13 protein-coding genes are annotated in these 12433 nt (G+C 64.2%); 1 reads left to right on the top strand and 12 read right to left on the bottom strand.

All coding sequences use genetic code 11. The annotated features are described in order from the left end of the window. Positions 1-39 precede the first annotated feature (39 nt). From ACRDT3_RS06720 to ACRDT3_RS06675, 10 genes are all read right to left on the bottom strand, one after another. Positions 40-528: a shikimate kinase gene (locus ACRDT3_RS06720; RefSeq protein WP_431492240.1), complete on the bottom strand. Its 489-nt coding sequence runs from the start codon at positions 526-528 to the stop codon at positions 40-42. A 13-nt stretch (positions 529-541) separates the two neighbouring features. Beyond that, the gene (aroC, locus tag ACRDT3_RS06715) at positions 542-1741 is read right to left on the bottom strand and encodes a chorismate synthase (RefSeq protein WP_431492239.1); all 1200 of its coding nucleotides are present in this window, start codon (positions 1739-1741) and stop codon (positions 542-544) included. A 29-nt stretch (positions 1742-1770) separates the two neighbouring features. After that, a complete protein-coding gene (locus ACRDT3_RS06710; RefSeq protein WP_431492238.1) occupies positions 1771-2610 on the bottom strand; it encodes a shikimate dehydrogenase family protein in 840 nt (279 codons plus the stop codon). Between the two features lie 73 nt (positions 2611-2683). Further along, positions 2684-4126, bottom strand: a complete 1443-nt coding sequence (gene mltG / locus ACRDT3_RS06705; RefSeq protein ID WP_431492237.1) for an endolytic transglycosylase MltG — start codon at positions 4124-4126, stop codon at positions 2684-2686. A gap of 45 nt (positions 4127-4171) precedes the next feature. Beyond that, positions 4172-4645: a Holliday junction resolvase RuvX gene (gene ruvX / locus ACRDT3_RS06700; protein WP_431492236.1), complete on the bottom strand. Its 474-nt coding sequence runs from the start codon at positions 4643-4645 to the stop codon at positions 4172-4174. After that, complete coding sequence (alaS, locus tag ACRDT3_RS06695; RefSeq protein ID WP_431492235.1) at positions 4638-7328, bottom strand: alanine--tRNA ligase; 2691 nt, start codon at positions 7326-7328, stop codon at positions 4638-4640. Before alaS ends, ruvX begins: the two co-directional genes overlap by 8 nt. A gap of 19 nt (positions 7329-7347) precedes the next feature. After that, the gene (locus ACRDT3_RS06690; protein ID WP_105658293.1) at positions 7348-7557 is read right to left on the bottom strand and encodes a hypothetical protein; all 210 of its coding nucleotides are present in this window, start codon (positions 7555-7557) and stop codon (positions 7348-7350) included. 80 nt (positions 7558-7637) lie between these two features. Beyond that, positions 7638-8009: a DUF948 domain-containing protein gene (locus ACRDT3_RS06685; RefSeq protein ID WP_400289118.1), complete on the bottom strand. Its 372-nt coding sequence runs from the start codon at positions 8007-8009 to the stop codon at positions 7638-7640. Positions 8010-8134: 125 nt separating this feature from the next. Next, positions 8135-8758, bottom strand: coding sequence for a 30S ribosomal protein S4 (gene rpsD / locus ACRDT3_RS06680; RefSeq protein ID WP_431492234.1), 624 nt, complete (start codon positions 8756-8758; stop codon positions 8135-8137). Positions 8759-8945: 187 nt separating this feature from the next. Further along, on the bottom strand, positions 8946-10352 hold the full coding sequence (locus ACRDT3_RS06675) for a replication-associated recombination protein A (protein ID WP_431492233.1): 1407 nt from the start codon (positions 10350-10352) through the stop codon (positions 8946-8948). Positions 10353-10440: 88 nt separating this feature from the next. Here ACRDT3_RS06675 and dtd point away from each other — a divergent pair, with 88 nt between their 5' ends. Beyond that, on the top strand, positions 10441-10878 hold the full coding sequence (gene dtd / locus ACRDT3_RS06670; RefSeq protein WP_431492232.1) for a D-aminoacyl-tRNA deacylase: 438 nt from the start codon (positions 10441-10443) through the stop codon (positions 10876-10878). Here the strand turns inward: dtd and ACRDT3_RS06665 are convergent. Together ACRDT3_RS06665 and ACRDT3_RS06660 are read right to left on the bottom strand one after the other, a co-directional pair. After that, positions 10875-11204, bottom strand: coding sequence for a PadR family transcriptional regulator (locus tag ACRDT3_RS06665; RefSeq protein WP_431492231.1), 330 nt, complete (start codon positions 11202-11204; stop codon positions 10875-10877). The two genes, dtd and ACRDT3_RS06665, sit on opposite strands and share 4 nt — an antisense overlap. Continuing rightward, positions 11197-12315 carry a hypothetical protein gene (locus tag ACRDT3_RS06660; protein ID WP_431492230.1) on the bottom strand — a complete coding sequence of 373 codons (1119 nt, stop codon included), beginning with the start codon at positions 12313-12315 and terminating at the stop codon, positions 11197-11199. The genes ACRDT3_RS06665 and ACRDT3_RS06660 overlap by 8 nt, the downstream gene beginning before the upstream one ends. Between the last annotated feature and the right edge of the window lie 118 nt (positions 12316-12433).

The raw sequence follows: 12433 nt of genomic DNA, 5'->3' as shown, positions 1-12433 counted from the left end.
CGCGTGCGTTCAGCCAGAAGTTGCATCTCGTGAGGCTAATCACAGCTGCTTCAGCTGCGGCAAAACCTCGTCGACAATTTGCTGAACGGACTTTCCGTCCACGAGAACATGCACGTCAGCGAGCATTTCGTAAATGGGGCGGCGTTTTTCGAAAACGGCGATCCAGCTGTTGAGGGCTGTGTCACCAGCCAGCAGCGGGCGGTGCCCATCGCCCTTGATGCGCTCGGCGGCGGCCTGTTCGCCCAGCTCCAGGTAGATCACCGTGCCGCGCGAAAGCAGCTGCTTGTTCTCTTCGCGCAGCACCGCGCCTCCCCCGGTGGCGACCACACCGGTGCGCAGCCGGCACAGCGCCTGGACTTCCAGGTCGCGGAAATGCGCTTCGCCGTGCTCGGCGAAGATCTGCGCGATGGTTCCGTGGTGGGCGACGATGGTCGCGTCGGAGTCCGCAAAGCTGGTAGAAAGGGCCGTGGCCAGTGACTTGCCCACGGTGGACTTGCCACTGGCCATCGGACCAATGAGGTAGATCATCGAAGCGCGCTTCCTAGACGCCGGTCGAACCCAGGTTGCCCGGGATATTCGCCAGGTAGGACTCGATATTGCGCTTGGTTTCCGCCACCGAGTCGCCGCCGAACTTCTCCAGCAGGGACTGGGCGAGCACCAGGGCGACCATCGCTTCTGCCACGACGCCGGCAGCCGGCACCGCACAGACATCCGAACGCTGGTGGTGCGCGGTGGTGTCCTCGCCGGTGGCGGTATCCACGGTGCGCAGGGCGCGGGGCACGGTGGCGATCGGCTTCATGCCGGCGCGCACGCGCAGCACCTCGCCGATGCTCATGCCGCCCTCGATGCCGCCGGCGCGGTTCGAGTTGCGCTTGATGCTGCCGTCTTCGGCGTGCACGATCTCGTCGTGGGCTGCCGAGCCGCGGCGGGCGGCAGTGGCGAAGCCGTCGCCGACTTCCACGCCCTTGATTGCCTGGATGCCCATCAGGGCTGCGGCCAGGCGCGCGTCCAGGCGGCGGTCCCAGTGCACGTAGGAGCCGATGCCCGGAGGCAGGTTGTAGGCCAGCACCTCGACGACGCCGCCCAGGGTCTCCCCTGCCTTGTGCGCGTCATCGACTTCAGCGACCATCGCGTCGCTGGTTTCCTTGTGGAAGCAGCGCAGCGGGTCGGCATCCAGTGCCGCGACGTCGGCGGCGGTGGGAAGCGGCGCATCGGCAGGGGCCGACACGGCGCCGACGGCGGTGGTGTGCGAAACGAGCTGGATGCCCAGGTCGTTCAGGAAACGGGAGGCCACGGTGCCCAAGGCGACGCGGGCCGCGGTTTCGCGGGCGCTGGCGCGCTCCAGGATCGGGCGGGCGTCCTCGAAGCCGTACTTCTGCATGCCCGTGAAATCGGCGTGCCCCGGACGCGGCCGGGTCAGTGGCGCATTGCGCGCCATCGAGGCCAGCTCATCCAGATCCACCGGGTCCGCGTTCATCACGCGTTCCCACTTGGGCCATTCGGTGTTGCCGATTTCAATGGCTACCGGGCCGCCCTGGGTCTTGCCGTGGCGGACGCCACCGAGGAAGGTGACTTGGTCCTTTTCAAACTTCATGCGCGCGCCGCGGCCATAGCCGAGGCGGCGGCGCGCCAGTGCCTCTCGCACTGCTTCGCTATCCACCGATACTCCGGCGGGTAGTCCTTCGAGAATTCCAACGAGTGCCGGGCCATGCGATTCGCCCGCGGTCAACCAACGCAACATGTCATCTATTTTGCCATGACACGAACTGATTACTGGTGTCGGGCCAGACCCAGAGAGTCATACATCGCATTTGTGACGTCCATGCGACGCGATTCGTCCCATGCTTCGGCGCTGAATAGGCGCACTTGTTCCACCGCTTGGTGCACCAGCATGTGCAGCCCGCAGATCACGGTTCCGCGCCAGGCCCGGGCCAAGGCGGAGGGCCACGGGTCGTAGGCGACATCCAGCAGGAATCCGGTGCCCGCGCCGATAGCCGGCACCCAGTCATCGGCCGCGTGCGGCGGCAGGGTGGAGAATACCAGCGGGATCTCGTTGAGCGTAGCGGCCAGCGCATCGTCGATGCCCGAAATCTCGTGGACGAACGTTTCCATCCCGAGCTCGCGGGCCAATTCGACGGCGCGGGTAGCACGGGAGGCTGCGCGCACTACCAGCGTCAGCTGCCTGGCGCCGACTTCTGCGGCGGCCTCGATGGCTGCCAGCGCGGTGTTGCCCGAACCCAGGACCATCGCCTGCGCGCTGCGGGCGAGCCCGAAATCCGCCAGTGCCTGCACCAGGCCGTCGATGTCGGTGTTTTCTCCGTAGAGGGTGCCGTCTTCACGGACCACGACGGTGTTCAGCGCACCGAGGCGTTGCACGCGTGCGGACAACTCGTCCATCTGCGGCACGAACGCATCCTTCAGCGGCATGGTGACCGAGCAGCCCGCCCAGTTTCCCGCGCGCAATTCGGCCGCATGCCCGGCAACCTTCCCCGGTTCCAGATCGATAGCGCTATAGCTGATCGGTGCGCCGAGCAGCTGGTAGGCGGCGCGGTGCAGCACCGGCGACTTGGAGTGGCTGATGGGGTGGCCGAGAACGGCTGCCTGCTTCATGGCTTCATGGACTTTCTGCTTGTGGCTGCCCGCACAGGGGCAGCAACGCGTCTGGCAATCACGGGAACCCGTGCTAGCAGACTCCTGGATTCTCGTTGCACCAGGCACGGAATTCGGCTTGGTTCTGCCGGTGCTCAGCGTAGGTCGAGGCGAACTTGGTTTCGCCGGTTTCGATGTTGACCGTCACCCAGTAGTAGTAGCCGTTGCTTTCCGGATGGGCGGCAGCCTCGATCGCAGAATTTGCCGGCGAGCCCAAGGGGGTTGGCGGCAGGCCCGTGTGCACATAGGTGTTGTACTTGTTCGACGCGTCCTGCTTCTCCTGCGCGCTGAATTGCAGCGAGTAGCGGTCCAGCCCGTAGATCACCGAGGAATCGACCTGCAGCAGCCCGTGGGTCTCGCGGTTGCCCGGGTCCAGGCGGTTTTCGATCGCGCCGGCGACCGTGGCGTAGTCCGGGGTGCGCGCCTCGGCCTGCAGGATCGAGGCGACCTTCAGGATGCGGTAGCCCTCTTCGAGGCCGGTGATGCCCGCCTGCTCCAGGGAAACCTTGGTGGCCTTGACCAGTTCGCCCAGGACTTCTTCGGCGTCGGTGTTCAGCGGGAAGCGGTACTCCCCCGGGTGCAGCCAGCCTTCCAGGCTTGGCACCGAGGCGGGCAGGCCGAACTGCTGCGGCTTCTTGGCCAGCGCCTGGAGGTCCTTTTCCTTCAGGCCCGAGCCCTTGGCAATCTCCTTGATCGCGGCGTCCAGGCGCATATTGGCCTTCAGTCCGATGTAGAAGACCTTGTCCGGGCGCTGGTTGATGAGGATATCTGCCGCATCGGCCGCTGGCATCTGCTTCTTGAGCAGGTAGGTGCCGGGGTGGATCAGCTTGTTCTGCGCTTCGGAGTCGGCCACGGCGTCGGAGAAGAGGCCATCGCTGGAGACGACGTCGAGCTCTTCGAGCTTGCGCGAAATGATCTTCAAGCCCCAGCCATCTTCCACGGTGAACTCCACCGCGGCGCCGCCTGGGCCCGGATAGTCGTCCGGGTTGAACTGCTTGAGCACGGATTTGACGAAGTAGACCGAGCCGGCGACCACCAGTGCGAAGATCAGCACGGTGGCCAGCATCACCAGGTTGCGCTTGCGCTTGGTGCGCTTGCGCCGCTGGGCCTTGTGGGCGGCCGCGTGAGCATCTTGGGGTTCGCCGCTGAATACCGCAGCCTGCTGCGCAGCTTGCGGCTCTTGCGGGTAGTGCTCCTGGGCGGAATCCTCATGCCCGGCAAATGCCTGCGCATCAGAGGCCGCGGACGCTTGGGCGGGGAGGAACCTGGTGTCGGTTCCTTCCCCGTCCGAAGCGTCCAGCTCCGCGGGGGCCTGCCAGCCTTCCGGGGCCGCCGCTAGCGATTGGCGGTAGTGCTCGGTGCCGGTCAGTTCCGGTTCAGAGGGTTGTTCGATCGGCAAGCCAGTGCCGGCGGCAAAGCGTTCATATAGCGCGCGATGCGTTTCGCGTTGCCGTTCATGGCGGGCTTCTTCTCGCATCAACTCTCATCTCTCGGGTCTTTGTGGTGCCCTAGCGGTTGTGGGCTAGCGCAGCACAATCCGGCTGGCTTGTACGCGGACATTGTTGCGTCGCATTTCCAGCACTTGCTGCAAGATCTCGGTGGCCGCGACCTGGTCGACCACCTTGCGGTGATCTTCCATCTTCTTGCCCGAAGCGTGCAACGAGCGATGCGCGTTGACGGTGCTCAGGCGTTCGTCGACCATGAAAACCTCAAGCTCGATATTAGCGCTTGCAGCTTCTTCAGCCAAGGCAATCGCGTAGTCACGTGCCATTTTAGTGGATTCGGTCGAGTTGCCAGCCAGGGATTTCGGCTCCCCGATGAATACCTCGGTGACACCGCGATCAGCGATGATGCGCAAAAGCATCCGCAGATCAGAGTTCTTCTTCGCATCCCGGCGCAGGGTCATCACCGGGGTGGCGAGGATTCCCGAGGGATCAGATGCGGCGACGCCGACGCGGGCCAGGCCCACGTCGACGCCGAGAGCGGCATTAGCCATTGGCCAGTGCCGCCTGGATTGCAGCCAGCGCGTCATCGATCTTCGATGCGTCCTGGCCACCGCCCTGAGCCATATCGTCCTTGCCGCCGCCGCCGCCACCGAGCACGCCGGTTGCGGTGCGGACCAGGGCTCCGGCCTTGAAGCCGTTGGCGCGGGCCTCGTCGTTGGTCACAGCCAGCACCAGCGGGCGGCTGTTGGCCACGCCGATCAGCACGATGACTGCGGCTCCGGAACCCAGCTTGGCGCGCAGATCCAGGGCCATGGTGCGCAGGGCATCAGCCGAGTCGACCTGCCCGGCATTGTGGGCCAGCAGGCGGGTGCTGCCAATGGTGGCGACCTTCTGCAGCAGCGCTGCGGACTGGGCCAGCATTGCCTGGCTCTTGAGCTCGGCGATCTGCTTCTCTGCGGCCTTGAGCTTGGCAACGGTGTCGTTGACGCGCTCGGAAACCTGGCTGGAAGGAACGCGGAACAGGCCCGAGAGCTCGGAAACCAGGGCGCGCTCGGCGGCTCCGTGGCGGAAGGCTTCCATGCCGACCAGGGCCTCGACGCGGCGGTTGCCCGAACCGACCGAAGCCTCCGAGAGCAGGGTCAGCTGGCCGATACGTGCGGTGGTGTCCACGTGGGTGCCGCCGCAGAGCTCGCGCGACCAGTCGCCGTTCATCTCGACCACGCGCACGTCGTTGGAGTACTTCTCGCCGAACAGGCTCATGGCGCCCAGCTTCTTCGCCTCGGACAGTGCCATCTCGTTGGTGACGACCTGGTGGTTGGCGGCGATGGCCAGGTTAACGACCTCCTCGACTTCGCTGCGTGCCCCGGCGGAGAGCGCCTCGGCCCAGGAGAAGTCGAAGCGCAGGTAGCCGGCCTTGTTGAAGGAACCGGCCTGGGTGACCGTTGGGCCAAGCAGCTCGCGCAGCGCGGCGTGCACCAGGTGGGTGGCGGAGTGCGCCTGCTCGCCCGAGCGGCGGCGCACCGCGTCAACCTGGGTGCGGACCAATGCCTCGGCCGGCAGTTCGCCTTCGCGCACGATGACCTTGTGCACGTTCAGGCCCTTGACCGGGGCCTGCACGTCGGTGACTTCCAGCACGAAGCCGTCACCGGTGATCAGGCCGCTGTCGCCTGCCTGTCCGCCGGACTCGGCGTAGAACGGGGTCTCGTTGAGCACCAGATCGATTTCCTGGCCCTGCTCAGCGAATGGCACGACCTGGCCATCGCGGATGATGCCGCGGATGGAGGATTCGCCTTCAAGGGTGTCGTAGCCGGTGAAGTGCACGTTGCCGGCTTCGGCCAGCGCGGTGTACACCGACAGGTCGGCGTGGCCGGCCTTCTTGGCCTTGGCATCCTTCTGGGCGCGGGTGCGCTGCTCGTTCATCAGCTCGCGGAAACGCGGCTCGTCAACGGACAGCCCGGCTTCGGCAGCGATCTCCAAGGTGAGGTCGATCGGGAACCCGTAGGTGTCGTGCAGGGCGAAGGCGTCGTCGCCCGAGAGGTTCTTGCCTTCTTCCTTGGCGTGGCCCAGTGCCTCGTCCAGGCGGGTGGTGCCCGAAGCGATGGTGCGGCGGAAGGCGCGCTCCTCGGCGTAGGCGATGCGGGCGATGCGCTCGAAATCGGCTTCGACCTCGGGGTAGACACCCTTCATGGCGTCGCGCGAGACCGGGAGCAGCTCAGGGAGCACCTCGGTGTCCACGCCCATCAGGCGCATCGCGCGCACGGCGCGGCGGATCAGCCGGCGCAGCACATAGCCGCGGCCTTCATTGCCCGGGGTGACCTGGTCGGAGATCAGCATCAGCGAGGAGCGGATGTGGTCAGCGATCATGCGCAGGCGCACGTCGGTGGCGTGGTTCGGGTTAGCTGGATCCTCGGTGGAAGTGTAGGTGGCGCCGGCCAGCTCGGCGGCCTTGTCGAGCACCGGACGGACCTGGTCGGTCTCGTACATGTTCTCGACGCCCTGCAGGATCATGGCCAGGCGTTCCAGGCCCAGGCCGGTATCGATGTTGCGCTTCGGCAGTTCGCCGGCAACGTCGAAGTCGGTCTTGGAGCGCACCGCCGAGAGGCGGTACTGCATGAACACGAGGTTCCAGATTTCCACGTAGCGGGTCTCGTCGACCGCGGGGCCGCCTTCGACACCGTAGGCTGGGCCGCGGTCGTAGTAGATCTCGGAGCATGGTCCGCCGGGGCCGGGCTGGCCGGTGTTCCAGTAGTTGTCTTCCTTGCCGGTACCCACAACGCGCTCGGCAGGCATGCCGATCTCTTCTTCCCAGATGCGGCGTGCCTCAAGGTCCTTCTCGTCTCCGTCTTCGTAGACGGTGACCCACAGGCGCTCCTTGTCCAAGCCGTAGCCTCCGTCTTCGACAGAGCTGGTCAGCAGCTCCCAGGCGAAGTGGATGGCTTCGTTCTTGAAGTAGTCGCCGAAGGAGAAGTTGCCGCACATCTGGAAGAAGGTGCCGTGACGGGCGGTCTTGCCAACTTCTTCGATGTCACCGGTGCGGATGCACTTCTGCACCGAGGTCGCACGGGAGTACGGGGGCTCTTCGCGCGCGGTGAGGTAAGGGATGAACGGGACCATGCCGGCCACCGTGAACAACAGCGAAGGGTCGGCCGAGACCAGCGAGGCACTAGGTACCGCCGTATGGCCCTTCGAGACGAAAAAGTCGACCCAACGACGGGCAATTTCCTGCGTTTTCATCGTGTTACGGATGATCCCTTCACTTAGCGGCGTCCACGCCCAAGGCGGAACGTAATTCTTCTTCGCGGGAGCTCATTCCTTGGCGGAAGGCTTCCCAATATTCCGAGGCGCGGTCGGTGTACTTACCGACCTGGCGGTTTAGCGCCGCCCCGGATGAAACTTCAGCGTATTTCTTGGACGCGAGCACACCAACGCCCACTCCAATCGAAACCCACAAGAGCTTTTTCATTCTAGTCTCCTTGGCGGCCACCAGTTGGCCGTATCCTATTCAGCGCGCCGATACGTGTTCGATCAAACAGCGTTGCTTGCCTAGCGGCTGCGACGTGCCTTGCCGCTCGGCTTGGTGTTCATCGCGACCTTCACGCCTTCGGTGAACGCGGCAACCTTGATCAGCGGTTTGCCAACGGTGGCTGCTACCAGCGAGGACAGCGCGGACACGTTGGCGGTGGTGTCAGAAACGTTGCTGGTGATGGCATCGACCTTCTTGAGCTGGTCGTTGGTGGTCGCAACGGTGTTCGCGACTTCACCGATCAACGGAGTGGTTCCGTCAGCCAGGTCCTTGATCGATTTGCGCAGCTCGTCGAACACCTTGCCCAACTTAATGATCGGCACTGCCAGCAGCACAACTAGTACGACAAACGCGCCGGCGGCGATGAGCCCTGCAATATCCGAACCCGACATGTGCTTCCTCTTCTGCTTTGGGTTTTTGGTGCCAGTCCACCTTATCGAAGTCAGAGCCAAGATAGGTAGTTAAGCGACAAGCCCGCAACCGTTTCCGGTTGCGGGCTTGGAACTAGCGCACGGATTTAGCGTGCGTAGTACTCGACCACGAGGTTCTCTTCGCAAGTCACTGGGATCTCTGCACGCTCAGGAGCGCGCAGGTAGGTAGCCTGAAGGGCTTCCAGCTTTACGTCCAGGTAGGCAGGAGCGGCTGGCAGCACCTTGGAGTGCTCACCTGCTGCAGCCATCTGGAATGGAACCATCTTTTCGCTCTTCTCGTGCACGTGGATCAGCTGACCCGGCTGTACCTTGAAGGACGGACGGTCTACACGCTGGCCGTTGACCAGGATGTGGCGGTGTACAACCATCTGGCGTGCCTGCTGGATGGTGCGGGCGAAGCCTGCACGCAGAACCAGGGCATCCAGACGGGACTCGAGCAGTGCCAACAGGTTGTCACCGGTCTGGCCGCCGAGGCGCTTGGCTTCCTTGAAGGCGCTCAGCATCTGAGCTTCGCGGATGCCGTACTGGGCACGCAAACGCTGCTTTTCGCGCAGACGTACTGCGTAATCGCTGTCCTGCTTCTTACGGGCGCGGCCGTGCTGGCCTGGACCGTATGGACGGCGCTCCATGTACTTTTCAGCTTTTGGAGTCAATGCAAGGCCGAGCGCACGCGAAAGGCGTACGGTGCGGCGGGCACGGGCGTTAGCCATAGTGTGTCCCTTTCGATTAGCGACGGTATCTACTGGCCTCCAGGTGGGAGAGTGTGTGGGCGTCGCGTCCCTGCTTCACTTCAACCCTGCCACCACATCCGACGCATCGAATGCTGGGCAGAGCTTGCCAGCCAAAGATCAAGTTTACACGAAACCACTGCAGCTTTCGCTGAGGCCTAGCGCACAATTAGCGCTTGTCCTTGGAGCGCTGCGGATCCTTGCCTCGGATGATTTCACGCAAACGGGACAGGCGGGACCCTATGGTTTTTTCCGCACCGTTATTGGTCGGCGTGTAGTAGTTGGTGCCCACCAGATCATCGGGCAGGTACTGCTGGGTTGCGATGGAGTGCGGTGCGTCATGGGCGTAGATATAGCCCACGCCATGACCCAGCTGCTTGGCGCCCGGGTAGTGCGCGTCGCGCAGGTGGTCGGGAACCAGCGCTCCCTTGCCTTCGGATACATCGGCCAGGGCGGCGTTGATCGCGTTATAGGAAGCGTTGGACTTCGGGGCGGTGGCCAAGTGAACCGTCGCCTGCCCGAGCATGATCCGCGCTTCGGGCATGCCAGTCAGCTGCACCGATTGGGCGGCAGCTACCGCAACGGGCAGTGCGGTGGGATCGGCCATGCCGATATCCTCCGAGGCCGAGATCATCAGGCGACGGGCAATGAAGCGGGGGTCCTCCCCGGCGGATAGCATGCGAGCCAGATAGTGCAGGGCCGCGTCCACGTCCGAGCCGCGGATGGACTTGATGAACGCGGAGATGATGTCGTAGTGCTGGTCGCCGTCCTTGTCATAGCGCTGCACCGCCTGGTCCATGGCCAGCTGCACATGGTCGGCGGTGATTCGCACCGGCGGTTCGACGCCGGCGCCCGCGGCGTTCCAAGCCACCGCACCGGCTGCTTCCAGCACGGTCAGCGAGCGGCGGGCATCGCCCTGCGCCAGGCGGACAATGGCGTCGCGCTGTTCGTCCTCCAGGATCACCTGGTCGTTGAAGCCCCGCTCGTCGGCCACGGCACGCTCGAGCAAGGTGGACAGGTCGCCGTCGGTCAGCGGGCGCAAGGTCAGCAGCAGCGACCGTGAAAGCAGCGGAGAGATCACGGAGAAGGAAGGATTTTCCGTGGTGGCAGCTACCAGGACTACGACACGGTTTTCCACGCCGGGCAGCAAGGCGTCCTGCTGGGCCTTGTTGAAGCGGTGGATCTCATCGAGGAACAAGACGGTGGTGATCCCGCGCAGATCGCGGTCATCCTTCGCCTGCTCGATGACGCGGCGCACGTCCTTGACACCGGCGGTGATCGCGGAGAGTTCGACGAATTTGCGGTCGGTGGCGCGTGCGATGACGTGGGCGATGGTGGTCTTGCCGATGCCCGGGGGGCCGTAGAGGATTACGCTGGCCGGGCCAGCCAGGCCGGTTTCCGGATTCTCGGCGAGCTGGCGCAGCGGGGAGCCCGGGCCCAGGAGGTGCTGCTGGCCGACGAGCTCATCCAGGGACTTTGGACGCATGCGCACCGCAAGAGGCGGGCGCGGCCGGTTGACTTGGGAGGCACGCGCATCTTGCGGATCTTCGGACAGGGAATCGAACAAATCGCTCACCCCCTAAGCCTACCGATACTCTGGTAGTCGCGCGGTGCACGCCAACACGTCGCCGCCCTCACACATTGCCTTTGAAAGGACTTGCTCCATGCGCGCCGTCGTCCAGGTCGCCAGCTCCGCCCACGTCGAAGTCGAAGGGGAGATCGCCGGCCGGCTCGACTCCCCCGGGCTGGTGATCCTGCTGGGCGTTACCCACGACGACGACCACGCTGCCGCGCGCAAGGTCGCCGAGAAGATCTGGCAACTGCGGATTATGCAGGACGAAACCTCAGCCGCGGGCAACGAGGCCCCGCTGCTGGTAATCAGCCAGTTCACCCTCTACGGCTCGGTGCGCAAGGGCCGTCGCCCGTCGTGGTCCGATGCGGCACCCGGCCCGGTCAGCCAGCCGCTCTACGAATACTTCGTGGATTACCTGCGGGAGCTGGGCGCCCAGGTCCAGACCGGGAAGTTCGGCGCGATGATGAACGTCTCGCTGGTGAACTCCGGCCCGTTCACGGTGATCGTCGATTCGGCCGATCTGGCCTAGGAGCCGGTGGATTGCACGAGTGCGGCCAGCTTGCTGAAGCTGTCGCGCTGGCCGGCCAGTTCTGCGCGGCCGGCAGCGGCTAGTTCGTAGACCTTCCGGCCCGGCCCGCCCTGGCCTTCTTGCCACCGGGTTTCCACGAAGCCCGCGGCTTCCAGCTTGGCCAATGCGGGATAGAGCGTGGCTCCCTTGATCGGTCCGAAACCACGTTCCTGCAGGGATTTGGACAGCGCGTAGCCGTGGGCCTGGCCGCTGGAGAGTTCTGCGAGCAGGAGCATTGGCAGCATCGCACGCTGCCAGCTGCCGGGGAATGGTGCTTGCTCACTCATCGCGGCCTTCTTCCAGCCCGCGGGCCTGGGCACGCCTTTCGGCAAGCTTGGACTCCACGTATTCTGCGCGGTTTGCAGGGCGCAACTCGTAGAGGGTCACCGCTGCAAAAATTAGAAGACATACTGCGAAGAACATATCCCAGCCGCTGCGGTCCGGGGCAATCACCTCCGGCACGAGGCTGATGCTGTACAGGCCCGCCACGGCTAGCGGCAGCAGGCGACGCAGCAACCAGCGTCGCTTCAGCGCTTTGCCGGTGTTCACTGACAGGCCGATGACGAATTCGCTCGGCGTGCCGAACTCATGCGCTATCCTGGCCTCGCCGTTCTCCATGCTCATATTCGACCAGTGTTCGCGGGCAGGTTCCAGAGCGGACACCGCTTCCTTGCTTCGCATCCCGTAGCGCCCGCGCAGCAATCGCGTGGCTTCGGCAAACCAGGCCTTTGGATCCATGAAAGCGGGGACAGGCTCGGGTCTCTTTGCAGGCTCTCGCGCGAATGGCAGCCAAAAGACGCCGGCAGCCATGGCAATGCCGAGGATCGGTGCTAGCCAGTTGGGCAGCGGCAGGGCTTCTTCACCGCCTGGTACCGCGATGAGCACGGCCACGGTGATGGAAACCGCGATTCCGACCAGGCCAAGTACCCAGGACCGGGTGAATTTGCCCTTCAGCCGGTAGAACCACCACAGGTGCCCGGACAAGGCGATTCCCGTGCCTGCACTCAAGGCCGCTAGCTGCCAGAAGCGCCACGAGTTCGACGTCCATCCGTCACGTAATCCGACCCACGTGCCAAAACCGGTGCACAGCAGGCCAACAACGAGCCCGAAGCCAGCCAGGAGCAGCATGCTGTTGCTGATCGACATCTCCGAATCCGCTAGCTGCTGCGGGGTCAGGCGTGCATAAGCCCGGCCTTCGCCGAATTCAGCGGGATCGCCAAGGAGATCTTCTGCGCTCTGACCGCTGTCGCGGATGGCATCCAGCGCTTTGCCCAGTTCTGCTGCGCACTGGGAATCGTTCAGGTCTTTCCACCACATGGCGATGTTGAAGTCCTGCGCCCATTCGCGGTCGCTTTCAGGGTAGAGCTCGATGATGTCATTGGGTTCTGCCGAGGCCACGTGCTCTCCTGGGATCGAAATAACTAGGTTGAAAACTAACCTAGTATTAAAACCACCCTTAATCCACTTCCTGGCCTATTTCGATGCAAAAAAGAAGCCGGATGGAACGCATGAATGC

The sequence above is a fragment of the Glutamicibacter sp. genome, assembly GCF_050701915.1.
Classification (GTDB): Bacteria; Actinomycetota; Actinomycetes; order Actinomycetales; family Micrococcaceae; genus Glutamicibacter.
The sequence above is the reverse complement of the archived record's forward strand: the minus strand, read 5'-3'. Positions and strand labels throughout refer to the sequence as shown.

Bases quoted from the DNA above. Each gene is read 5' to 3' on its own strand.
- ACRDT3_RS06690 (WP_105658293.1), bottom strand. From the start codon at position 7,557: ATGAAAAAGCTCTTGTGGGTTTCGATTGGAGTGGGCGTTGGTGTGCTC.
- alaS (WP_431492235.1), bottom strand. From the start codon at position 7,328: ATGAAAACGCAGGAAATTGCCCGTCGTTGGGTCGACTTTTTCGTCTCG.
- ACRDT3_RS06685 (WP_400289118.1), bottom strand. From the start codon at position 8,009: ATGTCGGGTTCGGATATTGCAGGGCTCATCGCCGCCGGCGCGTTTGTC.
- aroC (WP_431492239.1), bottom strand. From the start codon at position 1,741: ATGTTGCGTTGGTTGACCGCGGGCGAATCGCATGGCCCGGCACTCGTT.
- ruvX (WP_431492236.1), bottom strand. From the start codon at position 4,645: ATGGCTAATGCCGCTCTCGGCGTCGACGTGGGCCTGGCCCGCGTCGGC.
- dtd (WP_431492232.1), top strand. From the start codon at position 10,441: ATGCGCGCCGTCGTCCAGGTCGCCAGCTCCGCCCACGTCGAAGTCGAA.
- ACRDT3_RS06710 (WP_431492238.1), bottom strand. From the start codon at position 2,610: ATGAAGCAGGCAGCCGTTCTCGGCCACCCCATCAGCCACTCCAAGTCG.
- ACRDT3_RS06665 (WP_431492231.1), bottom strand. From the start codon at position 11,204: ATGAGTGAGCAAGCACCATTCCCCGGCAGCTGGCAGCGTGCGATGCTG.
- mltG (WP_431492237.1), bottom strand. From the start codon at position 4,126: ATGCGAGAAGAAGCCCGCCATGAACGGCAACGCGAAACGCATCGCGCG.
- ACRDT3_RS06720 (WP_431492240.1), bottom strand. From the start codon at position 528: ATGATCTACCTCATTGGTCCGATGGCCAGTGGCAAGTCCACCGTGGGC.
- rpsD (WP_431492234.1), bottom strand. From the start codon at position 8,758: ATGGCTAACGCCCGTGCCCGCCGCACCGTACGCCTTTCGCGTGCGCTC.